This window comes from Streptomyces griseorubiginosus (assembly GCF_001514195.1).
Lineage (GTDB): Bacteria > Actinomycetota > Actinomycetes > Streptomycetales > Streptomycetaceae > Streptomyces > Streptomyces griseorubiginosus.
Genome location: NZ_KQ948735.1, coordinates 378,085 through 403,134, shown reverse-complemented (window position 1 = coordinate 403,134; position 25,050 = coordinate 378,085). Strand labels below are relative to the sequence as shown.

24 protein-coding genes are annotated in these 25,050 nt (G+C 71.4%); 11 read left to right on the top strand and 13 right to left on the bottom strand.

The genetic code is table 11. The features are described 5' to 3' along the window. Positions 1 to 252 precede the first annotated feature (252 nt). Positions 253 to 1,734, top strand: coding sequence for an alpha/beta hydrolase (locus AQJ54_RS08340; RefSeq protein WP_062237031.1), 1,482 nt, complete (start codon positions 253 to 255; stop codon positions 1,732 to 1,734). Positions 1,735 to 1,752: 18 nt separating this feature from the next. Here the strand turns inward: AQJ54_RS08340 and AQJ54_RS08335 are convergent, their stop codons facing one another. After that, complete coding sequence (locus AQJ54_RS08335; protein ID WP_062235553.1) at positions 1,753 to 2,178, bottom strand: protein-tyrosine phosphatase family protein; 426 nt, start codon at positions 2,176 to 2,178, stop codon at positions 1,753 to 1,755. An 81-nt stretch (positions 2,179 to 2,259) separates the two neighbouring features. Here AQJ54_RS08335 and AQJ54_RS08330 point away from each other — a divergent pair, with 81 nt between their 5' ends. The 3 genes from AQJ54_RS08330 to AQJ54_RS08320 all read left to right on the top strand — a co-directional run bounded on the left by AQJ54_RS08330 (position 2,260) and on the right by AQJ54_RS08320 (position 4,767). Continuing rightward, positions 2,260 to 2,787 carry a SigE family RNA polymerase sigma factor gene (locus tag AQJ54_RS08330; RefSeq protein ID WP_030314817.1) on the top strand — a complete coding sequence of 176 codons (528 nt, stop codon included), beginning with the start codon at positions 2,260 to 2,262 and terminating at the stop codon, positions 2,785 to 2,787. Then, a complete protein-coding gene (locus AQJ54_RS08325) occupies positions 2,784 to 3,713 on the top strand; it encodes a hypothetical protein (RefSeq protein WP_062235551.1) in 930 nt (309 codons plus the stop codon). The genes AQJ54_RS08330 and AQJ54_RS08325 overlap by 4 nt, the downstream gene beginning before the upstream one ends. 118 nt (positions 3,714 to 3,831) lie before the next feature. Then, positions 3,832 to 4,767 carry a dihydrodipicolinate synthase family protein gene (locus tag AQJ54_RS08320; protein WP_062027748.1) on the top strand — a complete coding sequence of 312 codons (936 nt, stop codon included), beginning with the start codon at positions 3,832 to 3,834 and terminating at the stop codon, positions 4,765 to 4,767. Between the two features lie 15 nt (positions 4,768 to 4,782). On the opposite strand, the gene AQJ54_RS08315 is transcribed toward AQJ54_RS08320, so the two are convergent. The 5 genes from AQJ54_RS08315 to leuA form a co-directional block, all read right to left on the bottom strand. After that, positions 4,783 to 5,448 (bottom strand): response regulator, encoded by a 666-nt coding sequence (locus AQJ54_RS08315; protein ID WP_062235548.1) that lies wholly within the window; start codon positions 5,446 to 5,448, stop codon positions 4,783 to 4,785. Further along, positions 5,445 to 6,737, bottom strand: a complete 1,293-nt coding sequence (locus AQJ54_RS08310) for a sensor histidine kinase (RefSeq protein WP_062235545.1) — start codon at positions 6,735 to 6,737, stop codon at positions 5,445 to 5,447. Before AQJ54_RS08310 ends, AQJ54_RS08315 begins: the two co-directional genes overlap by 4 nt. Then, the gene (locus AQJ54_RS08305; RefSeq protein ID WP_107121028.1) at positions 6,734 to 8,806 is read right to left on the bottom strand and encodes an MMPL family transporter; all 2,073 of its coding nucleotides are present in this window, start codon (positions 8,804 to 8,806) and stop codon (positions 6,734 to 6,736) included. Before AQJ54_RS08305 ends, AQJ54_RS08310 begins: the two co-directional genes overlap by 4 nt. 137 nt (positions 8,807 to 8,943) lie before the next feature. Then, a complete protein-coding gene (locus AQJ54_RS08300; RefSeq protein ID WP_062027742.1) occupies positions 8,944 to 9,639 on the bottom strand; it encodes a TerB family tellurite resistance protein in 696 nt (231 codons plus the stop codon). A gap of 185 nt (positions 9,640 to 9,824) precedes the next feature. Continuing rightward, positions 9,825 to 11,546 carry a 2-isopropylmalate synthase gene (gene leuA / locus AQJ54_RS08295; RefSeq protein WP_062235542.1) on the bottom strand — a complete coding sequence of 574 codons (1,722 nt, stop codon included), beginning with the start codon at positions 11,544 to 11,546 and terminating at the stop codon, positions 9,825 to 9,827. 303 nt (positions 11,547 to 11,849) lie between these two features. Between leuA and AQJ54_RS08290 the strand changes: the two genes are divergently transcribed. From AQJ54_RS08290 to AQJ54_RS08275, 4 genes are all read left to right on the top strand, one after another. Continuing rightward, positions 11,850 to 12,920 carry a M4 family metallopeptidase gene (locus AQJ54_RS08290; protein ID WP_062235539.1) on the top strand — a complete coding sequence of 357 codons (1,071 nt, stop codon included), beginning with the start codon at positions 11,850 to 11,852 and terminating at the stop codon, positions 12,918 to 12,920. A gap of 74 nt (positions 12,921 to 12,994) precedes the next feature. After that, a complete protein-coding gene (locus AQJ54_RS08285) occupies positions 12,995 to 13,261 on the top strand; it encodes a protealysin inhibitor emfourin (RefSeq protein ID WP_062027737.1) in 267 nt (88 codons plus the stop codon). 58 nt (positions 13,262 to 13,319) lie between these two features. Continuing rightward, complete coding sequence (locus AQJ54_RS08280) at positions 13,320 to 14,642, top strand: GH1 family beta-glucosidase (RefSeq protein WP_062235536.1); 1,323 nt, start codon at positions 13,320 to 13,322, stop codon at positions 14,640 to 14,642. Next, on the top strand, positions 14,639 to 15,877 hold the full coding sequence (locus AQJ54_RS08275) for an MFS transporter (protein WP_062027733.1): 1,239 nt from the start codon (positions 14,639 to 14,641) through the stop codon (positions 15,875 to 15,877). Before AQJ54_RS08280 ends, AQJ54_RS08275 begins: the two co-directional genes overlap by 4 nt. A gap of 90 nt (positions 15,878 to 15,967) precedes the next feature. On the opposite strand, the gene AQJ54_RS08270 is transcribed toward AQJ54_RS08275, so the two are convergent. Beyond that, positions 15,968 to 16,822 (bottom strand): NAD-dependent epimerase/dehydratase family protein, encoded by an 855-nt coding sequence (locus AQJ54_RS08270; RefSeq protein WP_062235533.1) that lies wholly within the window; start codon positions 16,820 to 16,822, stop codon positions 15,968 to 15,970. Between the two features lie 118 nt (positions 16,823 to 16,940). On the opposite strand from AQJ54_RS08270, the gene AQJ54_RS08265 reads away from it, so the two are divergent. After that, entirely contained in the window at positions 16,941 to 17,795 is an 855-nt protein-coding gene (locus AQJ54_RS08265; protein ID WP_062235530.1) for a helix-turn-helix transcriptional regulator, read from the top strand. A gap of 26 nt (positions 17,796 to 17,821) precedes the next feature. On the opposite strand, the gene era is transcribed toward AQJ54_RS08265, so the two are convergent. Continuing rightward, a complete protein-coding gene (gene era, locus AQJ54_RS08260; RefSeq protein WP_062235527.1) occupies positions 17,822 to 18,781 on the bottom strand; it encodes a GTPase Era in 960 nt (319 codons plus the stop codon). A gap of 174 nt (positions 18,782 to 18,955) precedes the next feature. On the opposite strand from era, the gene AQJ54_RS08255 reads away from it, so the two are divergent. Both AQJ54_RS08255 and AQJ54_RS08250 read left to right on the top strand, forming a co-directional pair. Beyond that, on the top strand, positions 18,956 to 20,263 hold the full coding sequence (locus AQJ54_RS08255) for an ammonium transporter (RefSeq protein ID WP_079069830.1): 1,308 nt from the start codon (positions 18,956 to 18,958) through the stop codon (positions 20,261 to 20,263). Further along, on the top strand, positions 20,260 to 20,598 hold the full coding sequence (locus AQJ54_RS08250) for a P-II family nitrogen regulator (protein WP_062027724.1): 339 nt from the start codon (positions 20,260 to 20,262) through the stop codon (positions 20,596 to 20,598). Before AQJ54_RS08255 ends, AQJ54_RS08250 begins: the two co-directional genes overlap by 4 nt. On the opposite strand, the gene AQJ54_RS08245 is transcribed toward AQJ54_RS08250, so the two are convergent. From AQJ54_RS08245 to AQJ54_RS08225, 5 genes are all read right to left on the bottom strand, one after another. Then, complete coding sequence (locus AQJ54_RS08245; protein WP_062235521.1) at positions 20,595 to 21,557, bottom strand: WxL protein peptidoglycan domain-containing protein; 963 nt, start codon at positions 21,555 to 21,557, stop codon at positions 20,595 to 20,597. The genes AQJ54_RS08250 and AQJ54_RS08245 overlap by 4 nt on opposite strands. A 59-nt stretch (positions 21,558 to 21,616) precedes the next feature. After that, positions 21,617 to 22,936 (bottom strand): WxL domain-containing protein, encoded by a 1,320-nt coding sequence (locus tag AQJ54_RS08240; protein ID WP_062027720.1) that lies wholly within the window; start codon positions 22,934 to 22,936, stop codon positions 21,617 to 21,619. 156 nt (positions 22,937 to 23,092) lie between these two features. Then, positions 23,093 to 23,566 carry a hypothetical protein gene (locus tag AQJ54_RS08235; RefSeq protein ID WP_062027718.1) on the bottom strand — a complete coding sequence of 158 codons (474 nt, stop codon included), beginning with the start codon at positions 23,564 to 23,566 and terminating at the stop codon, positions 23,093 to 23,095. A gap of 199 nt (positions 23,567 to 23,765) precedes the next feature. Next, positions 23,766 to 24,119, bottom strand: coding sequence for a cytidine/deoxycytidylate deaminase family protein (locus AQJ54_RS08230; protein WP_062027716.1), 354 nt, complete (start codon positions 24,117 to 24,119; stop codon positions 23,766 to 23,768). 28 nt (positions 24,120 to 24,147) lie between these two features. Continuing rightward, positions 24,148 to 24,963, bottom strand: coding sequence for a helix-turn-helix transcriptional regulator (locus tag AQJ54_RS08225; protein WP_062028071.1), 816 nt, complete (start codon positions 24,961 to 24,963; stop codon positions 24,148 to 24,150). Between the last annotated feature and the right edge of the window lie 87 nt (positions 24,964 to 25,050).

The following is a 25,050-nucleotide window of genomic DNA, read 5'->3' as shown; positions in this document are numbered from 1 at the left end:
TTCGGGTTTCACTCCTCCCTTGTCCATGGTCGCATTATCGTCTTCGGCATTTATATCGGGCAGTTCGAGCAGGTTCTTCGAAAACCTCGGCCGAATATCCCGCGGCGGAACGCCGACGTTGCACCCGACCCGGGGGTAAACCCCCCGGAGAATCCGGCAGTTGACCGGATGGGGCGCCGGCGCGCGGTCCGCAAGGCTCCTCGCATGAAGAAGCAGAAGAAGCAGATGAAGCACAGGACGCAGAGGACGCAGATGCTGCCGCTGGCGAAGAGCCTCACTCTGGTCGCTGCCGCCTCCGGTGTCGTGCTCGGTGTCATGACCCCGCTGTCCGCCTCGGCGGCCCCCGGCGCCCAGGCACTGAAATGGACCAAGTGCGAGGGCAGCGGCCTCGATCCGCGCCAGCGGTGCGCGACCGTCGCCGTGCCCATGGACTACGCCGACCCGAACGGCCCGAAGATCGAGATCGCCGTCTCCCGCATCCCCGGCGAGAACCCGGCCGCCCGGCGCGGTGCCCTGCTGCTGGTCCCCGGCGGACCCGGCGGCGACAGCATGAACGACCCCTCCGAGAAGGGGCAGCGGCTGCCGAAGGAGGTCCGCGAGGCCTACGACCTCATCGGGTTCGCGCCCCGCGGGATGGCGCCCTCGACCGCCGTCGACTGCGGTCTCGAACACCGGGACCTGGCCCGGACGACCCTGCTGCCCTGGCCCGCGGCGGACGGCTCCGTCGACGCGAACCTGGCCGCGGGCAAGCGCCTGGCCGACGCCTGCGCCCGCAACGGCGGCGAACTGATCCGGCACATCAGCACCCTCAACGAGGCCCGCGACCTCGACCGCGTCCGGGTGGCGCTCGGTGAGCGCAAGGTATCCCTGTGGGGCGTGTCGTACGGCACCTATGTCGCCGACGCCTACCTCCAACTGTTCCCGCACCGCACCGACCGGGTCGTCCTGGACAGCAACGACAACCCGGACCCCGTGCTCGCGGAGCGCGCCTGGCTCGCCGCGTTCGAGCGGGGCGCCGAGGACAACTTCCCGGAGTTCGCCAAGTGGGCCTCCGCGCCCGGCAATCCGGACCGCCTCGCCGACACGGCCGCCGAGGTGCGCCCCCTGTTCCTGGAGCTCGCCGCCCGTCTCGACCGCGAGCCGATCCCCTGGCCGGGCGCCAACCCGGAGGAGCTCAACGGCAACGTCCTGCGCCAGACGATGCTCGACTCCTTCTACGACCCCGACGACTATCCTGCGCTGGCCCGGCTGATCCGCGCCGCACGCCAGGGCACGCTGCCGGCCGCCCCCGCCGGGCCGCCCGAGGCCGTCCTCCAGAACGTCACCGCGGTCGCCGCGGCCACCATCTGCAACGACGTCGACTGGCCGGGCGATCCGGCCCTCTACCGCCGGGACGTGGCGAGGAGCCGTGCCGCGTTCCCGCTGACCGGGGGCATGCCGAGGAACACCATGCCGTGCACCGCCTGGCCGTGGGAGCCGAGGGAGGCACCGGTGCACGTCACCGACCGGGGCCCCTCCAACGTCCTGATGGTCCAGAACGAACGGGATCCCGCCACCCCGCTCAGCGGCGCCCTGAAGCTCCGCGAGGCGCTCGGCCGGCGGGCCGTGATGGTCGTCAACGACTCCACCGGCCATGACGCCTACCTCGGCAACGGCACCGCGTGCGGCGACGCGACGGTGTCCCGTTTCCTGGCGACGGGGGTGCGTCCGGCCCGGGACACCTACTGCCGCTGAGCCACGGGGCGGTGCGGCTCAGAAGCGCCGGACGTACCGGCGCTGCCACGGGGTCTCCACCGCCCGCCGGTCGTAGTGCGCCCGGACGTACGCCACGGCCTCCGCGGCGGGCACCCCGTCCAGAACCGCCAGACAGGCGAGGGCCGTTCCGGTGCGGCCCCTGCCTCCCCCGCACGCGAGTTCCACCCGTTCGCCGGCCGCCCGGCGCCAGACCTCGGTGAGCACCGCGCGGGCCTGCGCATGGTCCGCGGGCAGCCGGAAGTCCGGCCAGCGCAGCCAGTGCGACTCCCAGGGGACCTCGGGAGGTGTCCGGCCGAGCAGATAGACGCCGTACGACGGGGTCGGCGCGGCCGGATCCAGCGGGTGCCGCAGGCCACGGCCCCGCACCAGACGCCCCGACGGCAACCGGAGGACGCCCGGCCCCTGTTCGTCCCACCCGTTCATGAAGACATTCGAACCCGCCACGGTCGCACGGGCAACCGAATCCGCTCGCCCTGTGGTCTGAGGGGCGAGGGAGGGTGCTTGATGCAGGCCGAACAAGAGGATCGGTTCCAGGAATTCGTCAGAGCGAGATGGTCGCACCTCGTGCGGACCGCCTATCTGCTCACCGGCGACGCACACCATGCCGAGGATCTGACGCAGACGGCGCTGGCGAAGGCGTACCGCTCCTGGCGGCGCGTGTCGGGCAGCGACAACCCGGAGGCGTACGTCCGGCGGATGCTCGTCACGTGCAACAGCGACCGCTTCCGCAAGCGGCGGGTCAAGGAGTCGCTGACGGACGCGCCACCGGAGCGGGCGGGCCGGGAGGAGGCCGTGGCCCGGGTCGACGAACGAGGGGCGCTGATGGCCGCCCTGGCCCAACTGCCGCCCCGGCAGCGGGCCGTGGTCGTCATGCGCTACTGGGAGGACCTGTCGGAGGCGGAGGTCGCCGAGGTGCTCGGCTGCTCGCAGGGCACGGTCAAGAGCCAGGCGTCCAAGGGACTGGCGAAGTTGCGTACGTATCCGGGGCTCGCGCAGGTCGTGGACCGCGCCCCGCAGGGAGGCACGAGATGAGCGAGATGAGCGAAGGGGAGCGGGACTTCGAGGAGCAACTGCGGGAGCTGCTCAGCGAGGACGCCTACACGATCCGGCCCTCGTCGGTGCCGTACCCGCAGATCCGCCGCCAGGGCGTGGCCGAGCGGCGCCGGCGGATGGTGCTGGCCGGGGCGGCCCTGGTGACGCTGGCCGCGGTGCCGGTGGCGGCGATCACGCTGGGCGGCTCGGGAGCGGGGGCGGCGGAGCAGTCGACACCGGCCGCGGCGTCCACCAGCCCCACGGCCGCGTCCACGCCCTCCCCCACCCCGTCCCCCACACCCAGTGGGCCCGCCGGACCGGCGACTGCGGGACAGCTGCGGGACGGGATCACGCTGGAGCAGGCCGTGGACGGGCTGGACAAGTGCCTCGCGTACAACAGGGAGAACACGGAGGCGGGGTCCCACAGCCCGGACCTGGGCCAGACCCGCGAGTACCGGATCATCCTGGCACTGAACAGCACCGGTGACTCCAACGCGCCCGGCGACGGCATCTGGGTGGTCGCGGTGAAGGAACAGCCGACGCAGACACGGCTGATGTGCAACATCAAGGACGGCAAAGCCGTCGGCGCCAACATCAGCACCGGCAGCGACCGCCTGCCGGACTCCCCGCCCGTGCTGGCCGACATCAACAGCGGCAAGCTCTACCAGCAGTCCTTCATCGACAAGGGCCACTGGAAACTCCCGTTCGGCTGGGGCCTCATCGGCACGGTCGAACCCACGGTGGCCAAGGTGACCGTCTCCTACGGCGACTCCAGCGGTCAGGCCGTCCTCGACCACGGCTGGTTCGTCGCCGGGGGCACCCTGAACGAGCAGGTCACCAGGAACCCGCACGTCAAGGGCTACGACAAGAACGGCAAGCTGATCTACGACTCCGACGAGGACAAGTCGTACCAGCAGGTGCAGTAGCAGGACGCACCAGCAGGTGCAGGGGAAGGACGACCGGGACCGGGGGCGCCGTACAGGGGTCGGCGCCCCCTCGTCGTTTGCGGGAAGATCGGTGGACGGCCGATCCCGAGGAGCCCCGATGACCTTTCCCGCCCCGCTGACCGGTGTCGTCCCGCCCGTCTGCACGCCTCTGACACCGGACCGCGAGGTGGACGTGCCCTCGCTGCTCGCGCTCGTCGACCATCTGGTCGCGGGCGGGGTGCACGGACTGTTCGTGCTCGGCACCTCGTCGGAGGCGGCCTTCCTGACCGACGCCCAGCGCAGGCTGGTGGTCGAGACGGTGACCGGGCATGTCGGGGGTCAACTCCCGGTGCTGGCCGGGGTGATCGACATGACGACGGCCCGGGTCCTGGACCATGTGCGGGCGGTCACCGCGGCGGGCGCCGACGCGGTCGTCGTCACGGCCCCCTTCTACACCCGCACCCACCCGGCGGAGATCGCCCGCCACTACCGGCTGGTCGCGGCGGGCAGCCCCGTCCCCGTCCTCGCCTACGACCTGCCGACGGGCGTGCACACCAAGCTCCCCGCGGACCTCGTCCTGGACCTGGCCGGCGAGGGCGTCCTGGCCGGGCTCAAGGACTCCAGCGGTGACCTCGCGGGCTTTCGCACGGTCGCATCCGGCGCCCGCGGCCGCTCCGACATCACCGGCTTCAGCGTCCTGACCGGCTCCGAGGCCTTCGTCGACGCGGCCCTCGCCGTGGGCGCGGACGGGGCGGTGCCCGGTCTCGCCAACGTCGACCCGGAGGGGTACGTCCGTCTCGACCGGCTGTTCCGCGCGGGTGACCTGGAGGGGGCGCGGGCCGAACAGGAGCGGCTGTGCGCCCTGTTCGGCATGGTGGGCGTGGGCGACCCGGCCCGTATGGGCGCCTCGTCGTCGGCGCTGGGCGCCTTCAAGGCGGCGCTGCACCTGCGGGGCGTGATCGCGTGCCCGGCGACGGCGGAGCCGCAGGTGCCGTTGTCCGAGGACGAGGTCGAGCGGGTGGGCATCTTCCTGTCCCGGGCGGGATTGCTGTAGGGAGTCGGCCGCGGGTCACCCCGCCCCCGGCGTCACCATCCCCGACTCGTACGCCACGATGACCAGTTGGGCCCGGTCCCGGGCCCCCAGCTTCCCCATGATCCGGCTGACGTGTGTCTTCGCGGTGAGCGGGCTGAGTCCCAACGCCTCGGCGATCTCGGTGTTGTTGAGGCCCCGCGCGACCAGGGCCAGCACCTCGCGCTCCCGGTCGGAGAGGCATTCGGGACCGCCCGTCGCGACGGCCGGTGACGGGCTGCGCAGGAACCGTTCGATCAGCCGGGCCGTGGGCCCCGGGGAGAGCAGCGCCTCACCGGCGGCCACCGTCCTGATGGCGTCGAGGAGTTCGGCCGGCCGGGTGTCCTTCACCAGGAATCCCGAGGCCCCCGCCCGCAGCGCCTCGACGATGTTCTCGTCGGTGTCGTAGGTGGTCAGGACCAGCACCCGCACCCCGGCGAGCGTCTCGTCGGCGGCGATGAGCCGGGTCGCCTCGATGCCGTCCAGGTCGGGCATGCGGATGTCCATCACCACCAGGTCGGGCCGGACCTCGCGGGCCGCGCCCACGGCCTCCCGTCCGCTGCCCGCCTCCCCCACGACCTCCATGTCCCGGGCCGACGCGACGAGCATGGCGAACGCGGCCCGCACCAGGGTCTGGTCGTCGGCGAGCAGCACGCGGATGGTCATACGGTTCCCTCCCCCAGGGCGAACGGCAGGGCCGCCGTCACCTCGAAGCCGCCGTCCGGCCGTGGTCCTGCGTCGAGTGTGCCACCCACGCTGCGGGCCCGCTCCCGCATGCCGAGCAGTCCGAAACCGGGGGTGCCGCCGGGGACGGGCCCGGTGCCGTCGTCGGTCACCGACACGCGCAGGGCGCCGGGTTCGTCGTACAGCCGCAGCCGTACGGCGGGCCGGGGCCCCGCGTGCCGGACCGCGTTGGTGAGGGCCTCCTGGACGATCCGGTAGGCGGCGGCGCCGACCGCGGGCGGCGGATCGGCGCGGACGCGCAGGTCCTGGTCGACGCGGGCGCCGGCGAGCCGGGCGGCGGCGACGAGGTCGGGCAGGCCGTCGAGGCCGGGCAGCGGGCCGCGGGCGTCCGGGGTGTCGTGGTCGCGCAGCACCTCCAGGGTGGTGCGGAGTTCGCCGCGCGCGGTGCGGCAGGTCTCGGTGATGTCGTCGAGGGCCTTGGCGACGGTCTCCCGGTCCAGGCGCTCGGGGTCGGCGGCCAGGACGTGGGCGGCGACGGAGGTCTGGACGCCGATCAGGGTGATGCTGTGGGCGAGCAGGTCGTGCAGGTCGCGGGCGATGCGCAGGCGTTCCTCGGCGACCCGGCGGCGGGCCTCCTCCTCGCGGGTGCGCTCGGCGCGGACGGCCCGGTCGACGATGGAGGCGACGTACTGGCGGTAGTAGCGCACGTCGATGCCGCAGAACAGGACGGCGATGATCCAGCCGGAGGTCCCTAGCAGTTCGGCGGCCCGATGGGCGCTGATGGTGAGCATGACGCTCGTGGCGACCGTGAGGACGATGGCGCCCGTCAGGACCGTGCGCAAGGGGCGACCGGTGACGGCGACCGTGTAGAGGGCGACGAACGCGGCCGGGGTCGGGGCGGCGTGGTTGTTGTCGAGGGCGTGGTAGGGCACGAACAGCGCCACCGTCGCGGCCAGCACGAGCAGCGGGCGACGGCGGCGCCACACGAGCGGCACATGGGCGGCGAACAGCAGCGTCCAGCCGAGGGCGTCCGGGCGGTGGCCGTCGTCGACGAACAGGCCGAGGCACACGGCGACCACCGCCAGCACTACGGCCAGCAGCACGTCGTTGCGGGTGCCGTGCGGCGCGGTCCGCGGGTCGCGGTTGACGGCCGCCATGATCCGCTCGCCCAGCCGGGGCCTCGTGGTCTCCTGCACGGTGTCATCTTCCGGGACCTCGGGGCGGAGGGCGCCCTTCCGGGAAGGAAGGGCGCCCAGGAGTGACTTCGTCACACGCGTTCCGGCTGGGGTTCGTTGCGGACCGGCGGCTCGGGTGCCCGGGACAGCGGGCCCGGCCACCACACCTTGCGCCGCAGCGCGACGGCCGCGCTGGTGACGAGGTAGGTGCGCACGAGGAAGGTGTCGAGGAGCACGCCCACCGCGATCACGAAGCCCAGCTCGACCAGTTGGACCAGCGGCATGTTGGTGAGCACCGCGAAGGTGGCCGCGAGGACGAGCCCGGCGGAGGCGATGACCCCGCCCGTGGTCCGCAGCGCGGTGAGGGCGGCGGTGTCCGGTTCGGCGCCGGCCAGGGACTCCTCGCGCATGCGGTGCATCAGGAAGATGCCGTAGTCGACGCCGAGGGCGACCAGGAACACGAAGGACAGCAGCCCGAGTCCGGGGTCGGTGCCCTCGAAGCCGAACAGCGGCCCGAAGACCAGGCCCCCGATGCCGAGGGCGGCGCCCCACACGGCGACCACGGCGACCACCAGGATCAGCGGTGCGACGAGCGACCGCAGCAGGGCGATCAGGATCAGCAGCACCGAGACGAGGACGATCGGCACGACGATCTTCCGGTCCCGGCTGTTGGTGTCCTTCAGGTCGAGCTGCTCGGCGCTGGGCCCGCCGACGTAGGAGCCGTCGAGCCGGTCCCGCAGGGCCTTGATGGTCGCGGTCTCCCCGGCTGACTCCGGGGCGTTCACGGCGGTGACGGAGATCTCGGTCCAGCCGTCCCCGGTACGTCCCTTCTGCGCATCGTCGACGCCCTGGGTGCCGCGGATCGTGGCGAGGGTGGCGTCGGCGCGGTCGGCAGGGGTGATGACGGCGATGGGCTGGGTGCCCTGCTCCGGGTAGGCCGCGGCGAGCGTCCGCATGGCGGCGACGGCGTCGGGCCTGGTGGTGAAGGAGTCCTCCTGCTTGAGGCTGCCGGGCAGGTTCAGCACGCCCAGCGCGAGCGCCCCGAGCAGCACGGCCCCGCCGGCCAGCACGGTGAGGGGCCGCCGCCCGGCCGAGCTGCCCATCGCGGCGAACAGCGACCGGCGGGCCTTGGGGATGCTGCCGTAGCGGGGCACCAGGGGCCAGAACACCCGGCGGCCGAGGAGCACGAGGACCGCGGGCAGCAGCGTCATCATCGCGGCGAGCGCGACCAGCACCCCGACCGTGCCCAACGGGCCCATGCCGCGGCTGCTGTTGAGGTCGGCGGCGAGCAGGCACAGCAGTCCCGCGGCCACGGTCCCGGAGGAGGCGAGCACGGCGGGCCCGCAGCCCCTGAGCGCGGCGACCATGGCGTCGTAGGGCCGCTCGATGCGCCGTAGCTCCTCCCGGTACCGGGACACCAGCAGCAGCGCGTAGTCGGTGCCGGCGCCGAACACGAGGATGGTCATGATGCCGGCGCTCTGGCCGGTGACGGAGGTCCCGAACCCCTGGTTGAGCCCGTAGGCCACGCCCTGCGCCAGGAACTCCGACATGCCCGCGACGCCGAGCGGCACCAGCCACAGCAGCGGACTGCGGTAGATGAGGATCAGCAGCAGGGCGACGACCCCGGCGGTGGTGTAGAGCAGCGGCCCGCCGAGCGAGTCGTAGACCTCGCCGGCGTCGGTGCCGAGGGCTCCTTCCCCGCCGACGTCGACGCCGAGCCCGTCCTCGCCCTTCGCGACGCTCCGCACCTCCTTCACGAGCCGGTCGCGGGCCTTCTCGTTGCTGCCGGGCTCGGTGCTGGCGACGGGATACATCATGGTGGTCCCGTCCTTGGACGGAATGCCCCGCGGCTCGGCGGTGAGTGCGTGCGCGTCGGCGATCCGCCCGATCTGCCGGGCGGCGGTGGCCCGGTCGGCGGCCGTCAGCCCGCCCTCCCGGTGGTAGACGACGACCATCTCGGTGGCCTCGCCCCCGGGCAGCCGCTCCTGGACCTTCGCAACCTGCGTCGAGTCGGCGCTCGCCGGCAGATAGTCCACGGCCCGGTCCTGCTGCACATCGGCGAGCTTGGCGGCGAACGGCGCCATGACCACCAGGACGGCGATCCACAGCCCCAGCACCAGCCAGGGCACGGCCCGTCGCCGCACACTCTTCTCTACGGCCCCCATCAACGGGCCTCCCTCCGGTCGGACGTCTGAGTCGCTTCCAGACTTCCGCCGGAAAGGGGCGCGTTCGTCGGACGGGAGGGCGAGTTGGCGGCTACTGCCCGGGGTGACCCGAGGGGCCGACTACTCCCCGGGGAGTATCAGGACGGTGTCCGCGCCGCCGCCAGCAGTCTTGTGACGTCGTCCGCGCAGATCGTCAGTGCGGTGCCGATCGTCGAGAGGGCGTCGCGTTCCGCCGGGGTGTAGGGGCCGTCCGCCAGGGCGATGCGGGCCGCCTGGAGGAGGATCGATTCGCGGCCCGCCGGGGCGAGGTGCGGGGCGAGGGGGTCCAGGGCCTCGTGGAGCTCTATGGCGAGGCCCGCTCCGCAGGGGCGGTCGTAGACGCCCCCGGTGTCCTCGGCGAGGGCCTCGACCAGGGTCTCCAGCTGGTCCTCCGTGCAGTCCTCGAAGCCGGCCGCGCGGACCGCGCCGGCCGCGACCTCCAGCGAGGTGCGGGAGCAGGTGCCGCCCGCCGTGAGGACCGCCAGGGCGACCGTGTGGACGGCGTCGCGGAGCATCGCCGAGAAGCGGGTCGTGGTGGGGTGGTCGAGGACGTCCGTGCCGAAGTGGTGCCGGCAGGCCGCGCACTCCACCACCGGACCGGTCTCGCCGCGCGGCAGGACCGGCACGCCCAGCAGCGTGAGGCGGCGGCGGCCCGACAGGCGCTGGTAGTTGCGGTCGCCTCCGCACCCGGGGCAGAAGAACTCGCCGTCACCGACGGTCGTCCACGCGGTACGGGTGCCCAGGAGGCGCGCAGGCCTGTCGGCACGGCCGTTTCGTCCCCGTCCAGGCAGCACGTCAGCACCTCCGTAACGCCGCGGCAACATCGCCGCGCTTGCGTGATGTTAGCCACATGAGGGAGGCGGCGTCAGCACCTCGGACGATACCTACTCGTGACCTCCACGTGCCGATGGCCGATAAACAACGGGGCCTTGATCGCCGTATACAGCGATCAAGGCCCCAAAACCCCCGGTCAGGGGGATTATCGAGCGGCGCGGTTGACGGCCGAGACGACCGCCTTGAGCGACGCACGCGTCGTGTTCGCGTCGATGCCGATTCCCCACAGAACCTTGCCGTCGATCGCGCATTCGATGTAGGAGGCGGCCTGCGCGGAGGCGCCCTCGCTCATCGTGTGCTCCTGGTAGTCCAGGAGCCGGGCGTCGATGCCGACCTTCGCCAGCGCGTCGAAGAAGGCGGAGATCGGACCGTTGCCGGAGCCGGTCAGGACGGTGTCGACGCCGTCGACGGTGGCCTCCACCTTCAGCGTGTCCACGCCGTCGGTGTCCGTGGTCGACTGGCCGTTCCTGACCTGGATACGGCCCCAGGGGTTCTCGGGGTTCGGCAGGTACTCGTCCTGGAAGACCGCCCAGATGTCCGAGCCGGTGACCTCGCCGCCCTCGGCGTCCGTCTTCGCCTGGATGATCTTCGAGAACTCGATCTGCATCCGGCGCGGCAGGTCCAGCTTGTGGTCGTTCTTCAGGACGTACGCGATCCCGCCCTTGCCGGACTGCGAGTTGACCCGGATCACGGCCTCGTAGGAGCGGCCGACGTCCTTCGGGTCGATCGGCAGGTAGGGCACCGCCCACTCGATGTCGTCGACGGTGACGCCCTTGGCGGCCGCGTCGGCCTCCATGGCGTCGAAGCCCTTCTTGATGGCGTCCTGGTGGGAGCCGGAGAAGGACGTGTAGACCAGGTCGCCCACGTACGGGTGGCGCGGGTGGACCTCCATCTGGTTGCAGTACTCCCACGTACGACGGATCTCGTCGATGTCGGAGAAGTCGATCTGCGGGTCGACGCCCTGCGAGAACAGGTTCATGCCCAGGGTGACCAGGTCGACGTTGCCGGTGCGCTCGCCCTGTCCGAACAGACAGCCCTCGACGCGGTCGGCGCCTGCCATCAGCGCCAGCTCGGCGGCGGCGACGGCGGTGCCGCGGTCGTTGTGCGGGTGGATCGAGATGCACACGTACTCGCGGCGGGACAGGTTGCGGTGCATCCACTCGAAGCGGTCCGCGTGCGTGGACGGGGTCGAACGCTCCACCGTGGCGGGCAGGTTGAGGATGATCTCGCGGCCCGGACCCGGCTGGTAGACGTCCATCACCGCCTCGCAGACCTCCAGCGCGAAGTCCAGCTCGGTGTCGGTGAAGATCTCCGGGGAGTACTGGTAGCCGAACTCGGTCTCCGGGCCCAGCAGCTTCTCCGCGTACTCCATGACCAGGCGGGTGCCGTCGACGGCGATCTGCTTGATGTCGTCCTTGGAGCCCCGGAAGACGACCCGGCGGAAGACCGGCGCGGTGGCGTTGTACAGGTGGACGGTGGCCCGCTTGGCACCCTTCAGGGACTCCACGGTCCGCTCGATCAGGTCCTCGCGGGCCTGGGTCAGTACGGAGATCGTCACGTCGTCCGGGATCACGCCCGGCTCCTCGATGATCGACCGCACGAAGTCGAAGTCCGTCTGACCCGACGCCGGGAAGCCGACCTCGATCTCCTTGTAGCCCATCTTGACCAGCTGGTCGAACATCCGGCGCTTGCGCTCGGGCGACATCGGGTCGATCAGGGACTGGTTGCCGTCGCGCAGGTCGGTGGAGAGCCAGCGGGGGGCGACGGTGATCCGGTTGTCCGGCCAGGTGCGGTCCGGGATGTCGACCTGCTCGTACCGGCCGTACTTGTGGATCGGCATGGAACTGGGCTGCTGGCGGTTCGCCATGATTGCGGGGCTCCTAGGGATGTCCGGAAAGGACGGCCGACACGCAACACGAAGCTCCGCGGGGAGGGAGTCGACCTGGACTACAGGCCCTCGCCGCGGCAGCTAAGAAGAAGCAGCCCGAAACGCATGATGCGAGCCACTCTAGCCGAGCCGATCCGGATGGGCGGTTCCGTATCAGTATGCGGGACCCACCGCCGACCCGGTAGCACAGAGCAACCGAAGACGGTCCTCCGTATCCCTACATTTCACCAATCATGGTTGCACCTAGTGACAAGCACATAACGCAGTGCAAGGGTGCCGGACATGACGACCAACGGGGGCTTCGAGCCCGTCTTCTGCACCGTCGTACCGCCACACGTCCTGGACAAACTGGCCCGTAACGACGACCCCGCGCTCTCCGGTCCCGCGCAGCAGACGTTGATGCGCGACAGCGAACTGCGCGGCCGCCGCCGCGTGACCACCGAGTTCGGCCTCGCGGCCACACCCACGGCGAAGGCACCGTCGGACCAGCCACTGCGGACGATCTACGACGCCGGGCACGGCAGCGCCCTGCCCGGCACCGAGGTCCGCGCCGAGGGCTCCGACCCCGGCCAGGACGCCACCGTCAACCGCGCCTACGCCGGTCTCGGCGCCACCTTCGACCTCTATCTGAAGGCGTACGCCCGCCACTCCATCGACGGCGACGGCCTCCCGCTCGACGCGACCGTGCACTTCGACGAGAACTACAACAACGCCTTCTGGAACGGCGAGCAGATGGTGTTCGGCGACGGCGACGGCGAGATCTTCCTCGACTTCACCATCCCGATCGACGTCATCGGCCACGAACTCACCCACGGCGTCACGCAGTACACGGCGAACCTCACGTACTACGGCCAGTCGGGCGCCCTCAACGAGTCGATGTCCGACGTCTTCGGCTCGCTCATCAAGCAGTACACGCTCGGCCAGACCGCCGCCGAGGCCGACTGGCTGATCGGCGCCGGGCTCCTCGCCCCCAGTGTCACCGGCAAGGCCCTGCGGTCCATGAAGGAGCCGGGCACCGCGTACGACGACGACGTGCTCGGCAAGGACCCGCAGCCCGCGACGATGGACGACTACGTCCGCACCGGCCGCGACAACGGCGGCGTGCACATCAACTCCGGCATCCCCAACCACGCCTTCTACCTGGTCGCCAGCGCCCTGGGCGGCCATGCCTGGGAGCGCGCGGGCCAGATCTGGTACGACGTCCTGACCGGCGGGGAACTCTCCGACCGCGCCCTGTTCAACGACTTCGCGGGGCTCACCGTCAAGGCCGCCCGCGAGCGCTTCGGCGACGGCGGCGAGGAGCTCCAGGCCGTGTCGAAGGCCTGGGAGCAGGTCGGGGTGCGGATCCTGTGAGTCCGTGCGCATCGGATGACACGGGAACACCCGTGTCCGCGACATAGCGCGGCATCCGTACTAGACAGGGACCCATGCGTATTGACGTGAGGCGCACGGGCGGGTTCGCGGGCATCGAGCGGCACAAGGAGGTCGACACCTCCGGGCGGCCCGATGCCCACGAGTGGCAGGCCCTGGCCGAGAAGGCACTCGCCGCCGGGAGCAGCACCCGCCCGATCGGCGTCCCGGACGGCTTCAGCTACGAGATCACCGTGGACGGCAGGACGGTGTACGCGGCCGATCCCCGGCTGACGCAGGAGCAGCGCGAACTGATCTCGAAGGTGCTCAAAGAGGGCGCCTAACTGGCAGTTCCCGCTTGCCCGTTGACTTCCCTACCCGCCAGTACCCATGATCCGGCGCATGGCGACTGAAGAGCATGCGATCCCCCGGTTCCCCGACGGCTTCCTGTGGGGCGTCTCGACCTCGGCCCATCAGATCGAGGGCGCGGCGGACGAGCGCGAGCGGTCCGTGTGGGACACGTTCACGGCCGAACCGGGCCGGGTGAAGGACGGCTCGACGGCGGAGGTGGCCTGCGACCACTACCACCGCTACCGCGAGGACGTCTCCCTGCTGGCGGGGCTGGGCGTGGACGCGTACCGCTTCTCGGTCTCCTGGCCACGCGTGCGCACGGACAAGGGCCTCGACTTCTACGACCGTCTCGTGGACGAACTGGTCGCGGCGGGCGTACGTCCGGTCCCGACCCTCTTCCACTGGGACCTGCCGGTGGCCCTGGAGGCGAAGGGCGGCTGGCTGGAGCGGGACACCGCCTCCCGGTTCGCCGAGTACGTGTCCGCGGTCGCCGACCGTCTCGGCGACCGCGTCGACCGGTGGATCACCATCAACGAGCCCGCCGAGCACACCCTGTTCGGGCACGCGATCGGCGCCCACGCCCCCGGCAAGCAGCTGATGTTCGACGCGCTGCCCGCCGCCCACCACCAGCTCCTGGGCCACGGCCTGGCCGTACAGGCGCTGCGCGCGGCCGGTGCGACGGACATCGGGATCGCCAACTCGCACGGGCCGACCTGGCCGGCCTCCCAGGACCAACCCGACGTGGAGGCGGCGGACTTCTACGACCTGCTGCTGAACCGGCTGTTCGCCGAGCCGATCCTGCTGGGCGAATACCCGTCCGGGCTGGGCGACTTGATGCCGGGTGACGTGGCGGCGGACCTCAAGGTCATCTCCGAGCCGCTCGACTTCTACGGAATCAACTACTACGCCCCGACCCGCGTCGGCGCCCCGAAGGGCGAGGACGCCGAGTTCGGCGGACTGACCATCCCCGCCGAACTCCCCTTCTCCGTCGAGCAGATCGAGGGCGTCCCGGTGACGGACTTCGGCTGGCCGGTGGTGCCGGAGGGCCTCACCGAGCTCCTCACGACCTTCCACGAGCGCTACGGCGACCGCCTCCCGCCCGTCGTCGTCACCGAGAACGGCTGCTCCTACGAGGGCGTCGACGACCAGGACCGGATCGCCTACCTGGACAGCCACGTCCGCGCCCTGCACAAGGCGGTCGAGGCGGGGGTGGACGTCCGCGGGTACTTCGTGTGGTCGCTGCTGGACAACTTCGAGTGGGCCGAAGGGTACGCGCGCAGGTTCGGCCTGGTGCACGTCGACTTCGAGACGCAGGCGAGGACCCCGAAGGCGTCGTACGGCTGGTACCGGGACCTGCTCCGGGCCCAGAGGTGAGCACGGCCCTCGCGGAGCCGGTGGAGCGGGTCGGCAAGGGCTGGACGGCTTCCCTGTCCCTCGCCAACGTGGCGATCTGGGTGGGCTGGTACGGCCCGCTCCAGATCTTGCTGGCCCGCCAGGCGGAGGACTTCGCGCCCGGCACCGGCATGTCGAAGGAGACGCTGCTGGCCTGGGTGACGGGGGTGGGCGCGGTGGTGTCGCTGGCGGCGAACCCGCTGTTCGGCGCCCTGTCCGACCGCACCACGGCCCGCTGGGGCCGCCGCAGCCCCTGGATCGTGGCCGGGGCCGCGGGCGGCGCGCTGTCGTTGCTGCTGCTCGCGGGCGCGCACGGGCTCTGGCTCATGGCGTTCGCCTGGTGCCTGGTCCAGCTGACCCTGAACGCGGCCTTCGCGGCGGTCACGGCGGCGGTGCCGGACCGGGTGCCGCGCCTCCAGCGGGGCGTGGTGGGCGGCTGGATCGGGGCGGCCCAGATCCTGGGCGCGGTCGTCGGCACGGGCCTCGCGACGGCGGCCGGCGGGATCGCGGCGGGCTATGCGGCGTGCGCGGTGTTCACGCTCGCGGGTGTGCTGCCGTACGTGCTGCGCCACCGGGACCTGAGACTGGCGGCCGCGGACCAACCACCCTGGTCCTGGCGGTCGTTCGTGCGCGGCTTCTGGCTGAGTCCGCGCCGCCACCCCGACTTCGCCTGGGCCTGGCTGACCCGCTTCCTGATCAACCTCAGCAACGCGCTGGTGATCCTCTACCTCCTCTACTACCTGCGGGACCAGCTCCACCACCACGACCCCGAACAGGGCGTCCTGATCCTCACCGCGGTGGACAGCGTGGCGCTGCTGGCCACGGTCGTGGTGGGCGGCGTCTGGTCCGACCGCGTGGGCCGCCGCAAGCCGTTCGTGCGCTGGTCGGGCATCGTGATGGCGGTGGCGACGGCCCTGCTCGCCGTGTGGCAGACCTGGCCGAGCGCGATCATCGTGGCGGCGCTGCTCGGGGTCGGACTCGGGGTGTTCATGTCGGTCGACTTCGCCCTGATGACGGACGTCCTGCCGACGGCCCTGGACCGCGGAAAGGACCTGGGCATCATCAACGTGGCGAACTCCCTGCCTCAGGTGGCGGCCCCGGCGTTGGCCGCCCCGATCGTGACACATCTGGGGGGATACCGGGTGCTGTATTGGGTGGCGGCGGTGGTGGGCTTGGCGGGGGCGGTACTGGTCGACCGTATAAAGAACGTCGATTAGAGGCTTTTTAGGGGCGCGGGGCTGTATCGATTTGCGGCTCCGCCGCGTGGGCGCGACCAGCCACAACGGACCCGCACCCGCCCACCGGCCTCAGAGCGCCCCTGCCTCCCGAGCCGCATAAACAGACGGATACACCGGCCGATACCCCAGCTCCCGCCGAATCCGCTCCGTAGACATGATCACCAGCCACGGATCCGGATCCACCCGCTCGTACAACTCACCCGGAATCTCCGCCCCGTTGAGCTGGTGCAACTCGACCGCCGTCACAGGAGCGTCGTCGGCGATGTTGTAGACCCGTCCCGAGATCCCCGGCGCATGAAGAACCCGCAGCAGCCCCTGCGCCACATCCGCATGGTGCCCCATGTGCAACCGCTGCGCCGAAGACCAGTTCTTCGCCCACATCAGGGACTGCGCGAGATGCGGATCCCCCTCGCCGTAGACGAACGGCAGCCGCGCGATCCGTACGTCCAGCCCCTCCATCGCCAGCAGCGATCGCTCGGCCTCCGCCTTGGACGCCGGGTAGGCGCCCCACATGGACCCGCCGGGCCGGCTCTCGTCCTCCTCGGTGACCGGCCGGCCCCGTCCGGTGCCGTACACCAGACCGGTGCTGACCTGCACGAACCGCTCGACACCCGCGGCCGCCGCGGCACGGCCCAGTTCCACCGCCGCGTCCCGGTTGACGGCCCACGCCTCCTCGTCGGGTACGCCCCGGAAGGCCGCGGCGACGTTCACGACCGCGTCCACGCCGGCGACGGCCTTGCCGAGCGCCTCGGCGTCCCGGAGATCTCCCGTGACGACCTCGGCGCCGAGTTCGGCGAAGGGCTCACCGCGCGAGGCGTCCCGTACGAGGACGCGTACGCGCTCCCCCGGCCGGGACTGGGCCAGCAGCCTCGGGACGAAGCGCCGGCCGACCTGTCCCGTCGTACCTGTCACCAGTGTCAGCATGTTCTGCTCCTCTCGTCCCGACCAGCGTGGGACGGCTGGAGGCGCACCGGGAGAGACCTCTCGATCGGGGGATCGGCAGTCCCTGGATAAGCCGGGCGGGGTGGCGCAGGCTGGAGGGGTGAACCGTGCCGAACTCGCCGACTTCCTGCGCCGTGGCCGCGCCCGCCTGGACCCCTCCGACGTGGGCCTCACGGCCGGGGCGCGCCGCCGTACGCCGGGGCTGCGGCGCGAGGAGGTGGCGCAGCTGGCCGGGATGTCGGTGGACTACTACACGCGGCTGGAGCAGTCACGTGGACCGCGGCCGTCCCGTCAGATGCTGACGGCGCTGGCCCGGGCACTGCGTCTGACCGACGTGGAGCGGGACCATCTGTTCCACCTGGCCGGGGAGGAGCCGCCGCGGCGGGAGACGGCGTCGGGGCATGTCCGGCCGGGGCTGCTGCTGATCCTGGACCGGTTGCACGACACCCCGGCGCAGGTGGTGAGCGACTGCGGGGAGGTGCTGGCGCAGAACGCGATGGCCAAGGCGATGGTGGGCGACGTGATGTCCCGCCCGCGTCGCGACCGCAATCTGACCCGCCGGTTCTTCCTGGACCCGACCGCCCGCTCGCTCTTCCCCGAGGAGGATGTCGCGAACCACGCGCGCGCCCATGTGGCGACCTTGCGGGCGGTGGCCGCGGCCCGTCCCGACGATCCGGAACCGGCCGCGCTGGTGGCCGAACTGCGGGCGGGCAGCGCGGAGTTCGCCCGGCTCTGGGACGCGCACGAGGTGTCCCAGCGCAACCGGGCCACGAAGCGGTTCCTGCATCCGGTGGTGGGCCTGCTCGAACTCGACTGCGAGGTGATGCTCAGCCACGAGCACCACCACCTCCTGGTCGTCCACACGGCCCGCCCGGGAACGGAGTCGTACGAACGCCTCCAACTGCTCAGAGTGCTGGGCCTCCAGGACCTGTCCCCACAGGAAACGGCCTACTAGAACCCCGACCCCGGGAGCCCCGGCCCCTAGAACCCCAGCTTCCGCAGTTGCCGAGGATCCCGCTGCCAGTCCTTCGCGACCTTTACGTGGAGATCCAGGAAGACCGGTGTTCCGAGCAGGGCCTCGATCTGTTTGCGGCTCTTGATGCCGACCTCCTTCAGGCGCTTGCCCTTGGGGCCGATGATGATGCCCTTCTGGCTGGGGCGCTCGATGTAGACGAAGGCGTGGATGTCGAGGAGGGGCTTGTCGGCGGGGCGGTCCTCGCGGGGGAGCATCTCCTCGACGACCACCGCGATGGAGTGCGGGAGCTCGTCCCGGACCCCCTCCAGCGCGGCCTCCCGGATCAGCTCGGCGATCATGACCTGCTCGGGCTCGTCCGTGAGGTCGCCCTCGGGGTAGAGCGCGGGGCCCTCCGGCAGCAGCGGGACGATCAGGTCGGCCAGCAGACCCACCTGCTTGTCGGCGACCGCCGAGACCGGCACGATCTCCGCCCACTCGAAGCCCAGCTCCTTGCCCAGCTGGTCGATCGCGATGAGCTGCTCGGCGAGGGCCTTGGAGTCCACCAGGTCGGTCTTGGTGACGATCGCGATCTTCGGCGTCTTCTTGATCGACGCCAGCTCCTTCGCGATGAAACGGTCACCGGGACCGAGCTTCTCGTTCGCCGGCAGGCAGAAGCCGATCACGTCGACCTCGGCCCAGGTCGTGCGGACGACGTCGTTGAGCCGCTCGCCCAGCAGCGTGCGCGGCTTGTGGAGCCCGGGGGTGTCGACCAGGATCAGCTGGGCGTCCTCCCGGTGCACGATCCCCCGTACCGTGTGCCGCGTGGTCTGCGGCTGGTTCGCGGTGATCGCGACCTTCTGGCCGACCAGAGCGTTCGTGAGGGTGGACTTGCCCGCGTTGGGGCGACCCACGAAGCAGGCGAAGCCGGCGCGGTGGGGGGCCTCCGACGACGCCGACGGCTCGGATGACTGACTGCGAACGCTCATGCGCCCCATTCTCCCTGATCCACAGACCCCCGCCGCACAGACGCCCGACCATCCACCTCCCCGTGAGCTTCCAGAAACCTCCACGCAACGAAACATCGCGGAAACACCGGCGTGCCCGGCCGGAAACGCAGGCCGGTGAACCTCTGACGAGCCCCCACACCGTTGGAGACGACCGTGACCCTCGCCGCGCAAGGCATCGACACCGGCGACACCGCCTGGCTGCTCGCCGCCACCGCCCTCGTCCTGCTGATGACCCCGGGCCTCGCCCTCTTCTACGGCGGCATGGTCCGCACGAAGAGCGTCCTCAACATGCTGATGATGAGCTTCGTGTCGATCGCCCTGGTCACGGTGGTGTGGCTGGCCGCCGGCTACTCCCTGGCGTTCTCCGAGGACAGCTTCGCCGGACTGATCGGCGGCCTGGAGCACGCCGGTTTCGAGGGCCTCGGCCCCGACAGCGTCCACGGCACCGTCCCCACCCTTCTCTTCGCGACCTTCCAGCTCACCTTCGCGATCATCACGGCCGCCCTGATCAGCGGCGCGATCGCGGACCGCGCGAAGTTCGCGGCCTGGCTGGTGTTCGTGCCCGTCTGGGCGCTGCTGGTATACGTTCCCGTCGCCCACTGGGTGTGGGGCCCGGGCGGCTGGGTCCTGGACAAGCTCGGCGCGCTCGACTTCGCGGGCGGTCTGCCGGTCGAGATCACCTCCGGCGCCTCCGGTCTCGCCCTCGCACTGGTCCTCGGCCCCCGGCTGGGCTTCAAGAAGGACGCCATGCGCCCGCACAACCTCCCGATGGTCGTGCTCGGCGCGGGCCTGCTCTGGTTCGGCTGGTTCGGCTTCAACGCGGGCTCGGCGCTGGGCGCCAACGGACTGGCCGCGGCCGCCTTCCTCAACACCCTCGCGGCCGGCTGCACCGGCCTGCTCGGCTGGCTCTTCGTCGAGCAGAAGCGCGACGGCCACCCCACCACGCTCGGCGCCGCGTCCGGCGCGGTCGCGGGCCTGGTCGCGATCACCCCGTCCTGCGGCTCGGTCTCCCTGCTGGGCGCGCTGGTCGTCGGCCTCGCCGCCGGTGTCGTCTGCTCCTACGCGGTGGGCTGGAAGTTCCGGCTGAACTACGACGACTCGCTCGACGTCGTCGGTGTGCACCTGGTCGGCGGTGTCATCGGCACCCTGCTGATCGGCGTCTTCGCCGAGAAGGCCATGACCGGCGGCACCGAGGGCCTGCTGTACGGCGGCGGGCTCGGCCAGCTCGGCAAGCAGCTGGTGGCCGTGGTCGCCGTGGGGGCGTACGCCTTCGCCGTGACGTACGGACTCGGCAAGGTGATCGACAAGGTGATGGGCTTCCGGGCCGAGGAGGAGCACGAGCACACCGGTCTGGACCTTACGGTGCACGCCGAGACCGCATACGATCACGGCGTCCTGGGCCACGGTGCCCCGGTCAGCGCGTCCACCGTCCCCTCCGCCCAGAAGGCCAAGACCCAGTGAAGCTCATCACCGCGATCGTCAAGCCGTACCGCCTCGACGAGGTCAAGACCGCGCTCCAGGAGATCGGCGTCCACGGTCTGACCGTGACCGAGGCCAGCGGCTACGGCCGTCAGCGCGGCCACACCGAGGTGTACCGCGGCGCCGAGTACCAGGTCGACCTGGTACCCAAGGTCCGCATCGAGGTGGTCGTGGACGACGCCGACGCGGACACGGTCATCGACACGGTCGTCAAGGCCGCCCGGACCGGCAAGATCGGCGACGGCAAGGTGTGGGCGCTGCCGGTGGAGACGGTCGTACGGGTGCGCACGGGCGAGCGGGGCCCGGACGCCCTTTAGGGGCGCGGGGAACTGCGCAACAAGCCACGACGGCGCAGCAGACGAAAACGCACAGCCAGCCCCCCTCCCACACCCCCGGCCACGAGCAACACCACCGCGACCAACCACGGCAAAGCAAAGAACCCCGCACTCGCCGACTCCCGCGTGTCCTTCGCGCTCGCCGTCAACTTCACGTCCCCCCAGTCCAGTTGCGGCGCCCCGCGCCACGGCTCGCTCAGCCGCACCCGCTGCCCGGGCAGCAGCTCACCGGGGATCCGCACGAGGTCGCGCGCCAGCAGGGTCCGCCCGAACAGCCCCGTCGCCCGCAGCTCCACCTTCGGGTTCAGCGTGACGTTGCCGGTGTTGCGCAGGGTGTAGGAGATCGTCGCCCCGCTGTCCCCCAACCCGGGGACCAGCGGCTGGTGATGGCTGACGTGCACGTCCTCGACGGTGATCGCGGGGACGGTCGGCCCGCCGACCCGCAGGTAGACCCGCGCGGCGACGGCCCGCTGCACTCCGAGCGCCACCGTGCCGTCGCCCTTGTCGACCCGTTCGTCGAGCGCCACCAACGCGCCGGGATGGTCCCCGGGTTCGGCGCCCTCGGGTACCGACAGGGTGAAGGGAACGGTGACCTTGCCGTGGGCGGGGACGGTCACCCGGGACTTCGCGGGCTTCGCCCAGGTGCCCACCCCGCGCTGCTTCTCGGCGACCGTGCGCACGGCGAAACCGCCGTCGCGGGCGGTGTTGTAGGCGTCGGCGGCGTAGAGCCGGAAACTCAGTGGCTCGCCGGTCTTGTTGGTGACGACGACCTTGTCGTCGATGCTCTGCCCGGGATCGGCGGAGAGGTAGAAGTAGGGGCGCGCCCCGATCTGGGAGGCGGCCGGGTAGACGGACCAGCTGCCGTTGTCGGCGGCGTGCGCGGGCACGGGCGCGGCGGCGGCCAGGAACAGGCTCAGGAGGAGGACGTACAGCTTGCGCATGGGTGCGGACCCCCACGGGTGGAGAGGGACGGACGGGCGGGTGCGGGCGCCCGTACGGTTCAGCTGAGCGTGAGGGTGAGGACTCCGGAGTACGTGCCGACCGGGGTGAACGCCGGTACGTTCAGGGAGAGTCCGGCGTCCACGGTGAACTCACCGCCGGTGAGCGCCGCGTTGGGGGTGGACGCGAGGGTCGCTCCCGAGGATCCGACCGCGCCGGCGGAGCCGGCCTGGCAGGTGCTCGGGCTGCCGGCCTTGGTGGCGCAGGAGGGACTCCAGCTCAGCGCACCGGCGTCGATCTTGGCGCCGGGTCCGGTGAAGTCGGTGACCTTGCCGGTGAGGGACCAGCCGGCGGGGCCGCCGCGGAAGTCCTTGACCGTGACCTGGTTGAGGTTGCCGGTCGAGGCTCCGCCCTTGCCGTAGTCCACCGCCGAGAGGCTGACGGTGTCCCCGGCCTGGGACATGGACAGAGTGCCGGCCTTCACCGTGGTGGTGATCTTCTGGCTGCCGGCCGGGACGGGTGTGTCGTCGATGACGACGTACGCCTTGGGCCCGGTCCCCTTGGTGTCGCTCCACGCGCTGCCCTCGTACGCCACGATCCCGGTCGTCGTCTTGTCGTTGACGACGAGCGAGCCGCTGAAGGCGCCCGTGGAGTCGGCGGTCACCGTGGCGGTGTCCGCGGTCTGGGCGGAGCCCGCCCGCCCGGCCAGGGTGACCGTGGCGCCGGGGGTGAACTTGCTGCCGGTGACGGTGACGGCGGCACCGGGCTTGCCGGAGGCCGCACCCAGGGTGATGTCCCGCTGGTTGACGGGGGTGGTGTCCGTCGCGGTCACCGTCTCGGAGACCGGGGCGGGCGGGGTGATCACCGTGCAGGGGGTGTCCAGTTCGAGGATGTAGCTGGTGTGGATGTTGTAGTCGCTCGGCGAGAGGGTGATCGCGCCGGGTGAGGTGACCTTGAAGGTGCCGGTCATGGAGAACGACGGGAAGGCGCCGTTGCCCGGCACCGGGTCGTTCTTCTTGGGGCCGGCGACGGTGACGGCACCGGTCTGGGCGCCGCCGAGGGTGACCTTGCCGGTCGGCGTCATGATGTCGGCCGGCAGGGCGATGGCCGTGGGGTTGCTGGCGGCGGGCTTGACCACCGTGTAGGTCACGGTGACGGTGTCGCCCACCTTGGGGTTCTTGTTGTCGACGGCGATCCTGCCCGTGGTGGTGCCGTCGATCGGCGGGATGCCCGCGACGGCGGGCGGGATGCAGTGTGTGCCGTAGTCCACGTCGGTGGCGGCACCGGCCGGACAGGCCAGTGCGCCTCCCGCGGTGACCGCGAGCGCGGTCGCCCCGAGAAACGACGCCAGACGGCGTCTTCTTCGAGTCGTCGAACCCATGGATGTGCCCCCTCCGGAAGCTCCTGAAGTCCTGTGCCGACAGGGGGCATTGATGTGTGGATAGCGTGAGAAGTCAATGGAGTTGCCGCAGAAACCTGACGACATGTCAGTTCCTGCGGCAACTGCGGGACTTGGCCCGAGCGGTCCGGTACGGGGTCAGTCGAACACGAACGGGCCGGGCGCCTGCGGAGCGGTCGCCGAGCAGGTCACGGTGATGCCGAAGACGACGATCTGGAGCGAACCGCCGTACGACTCGAGGCTGTCGCCGGAGTTCACGGTGCCGCTGAGCGGGCCGACGGTCACCGGGTCGCCGGTGGCGATGGCGGGGTTCTCCGTGCCGGTGAAGGTGGTGGTGGTGCCGTTCGCGTTCACGAACGTCAGGGTCGAGGCGATCGAGTCCTCGGCGAGCGGGAGCGGGGCGTTGATCGCCGAGGTGACGGTGACGGTGGCGGCGGTGCCGTCCTGCGTCGCGGTGAGGGTGGCCTGGCCGCTGCCGAAGAAGCCGCAGTCGGCGTTGATGGTCGCGGTGTCCGGGGTGACAGCGAGGGCGGCGGGTGCGAACGCGAGCCCGGTGGCCGCGAGCGCGCCGACCACCAGTGCCGCACCGGTACTGATGCGTGTGCCGTTCATGGAATCCGGTTCCCTTCCCGTGGGGACTGCCATGTGGGGACGGACGGGGAGGTGCGGTCCGACGGCCGGCCTGCGCGGGCGTGGTGCGGGACGCCTCACGGGCCGGGATCTGACGGTCCGTCGGAATTCCCGGTTCCATTGATGCGCGAGGGAAGGGGGACCGGCAAGCGGGATTTCCGGCCAAGTGTTACCGGTGGTATCAGCCAGCGGTGACGGTACTCCGCACGGTCCCGTCGGCGCCCGCCACCAGTACCGGCGTCCCCGGCCCGCCCAGATCCCGGACCGCGGCCAGGTCCTGCTCGGAGGCCGATTCCGCGTCCGTCACCACCGCGGCCGCCTCCAGCGACTTCGCCCCGGACGCCACCGCCATGGCCACCGCCGTCCGCAACGCGCTCAGCCGCAGCGAGGGCAGCTCCACCGTCGCGGCCACGTACGTCCGCCCGGTGTCGTCCCGTACGGCTGCCCCCTCCGGCACCCCGTTCCGGGCCCGCGCCGAACGGGCCAGGGTGACGATCTTGCGGTCCTCGGGGTCAAGCGCACTGTTGTCGGTCATGACAGGAGCATACGAACCGGGCCCCCGGTCATCCCGCCACGGGGTACATCGCCCCGCGCCGCCCCTCCGGTGAGGCCAGCCACTCCAGCTTGGCGGCGGTGTTCGCCTCGTCCAGCGGGGTGTGCAGGACGACCGTCAGATCGGAGCGGGCCGGCACCTTCAGCGCCGTGGACTCCACGCACAGCAGCCCGACCAGCGGATGGTCGAGTTCCTTGCGGATCACCCCGGCGTCCTCGATGTCCCGCCGCTGCCACAGCTCGGTGAACTCGGCGCTCGCCGCCATGACCCGGGCCAGCACCTCCTGGTACCCCTCGTCGTCGGGGCGCGCCGAGGAGGCCGCCCGGAACTGGGCGACGACGGTCCGCGCGTTCTGTTCCCAGCTGTGCGAACGCGACCGGTACAGCGGGTCGGTGAAGAAGTCCACGAGACAGTTCTGGGTGTTCTCCGGCCGCATCCCGAGCACCCACCCGGCCGCGTCGTTGTAGAGCACGCAGTTGTAGTACGCGTCCATGATGTGCGCCGGGTACGGCATCCACGTGTCGATCAGCCGCCGCAGCCCCTCGCAGCCGTGGTCGGCGGCCGGCTCGGGCGCGGGCGGGTTCAGCCCGGCGAGGACGTACAGATGCCGCCGCTCGGCGTTGCTGAGCCGCAGCACCCGCCCGACGGAGTCGAGGACCTGCGGGGAGACCGAGATGTCCCGGCCCTGCTCCAGCCACTGGTACCAGGAGGCCCCCACGCCCGCGAGCACCGCGACCTCCTCGCGCCGCAGACCCGGGGTGCGGCGCCGCGCCCCGCCGTCCGGCAGCCCGGCCTCGGCGGGCGAGACCCGGGCCCGCCGGCTCATCAGGAACTCGCGCAGCTCACGGTGCCGCTCACTCTTGGGTACGACCTCGGGCACACGTCCCCCTCGTCCTAGCCTGGTGGTGCCACC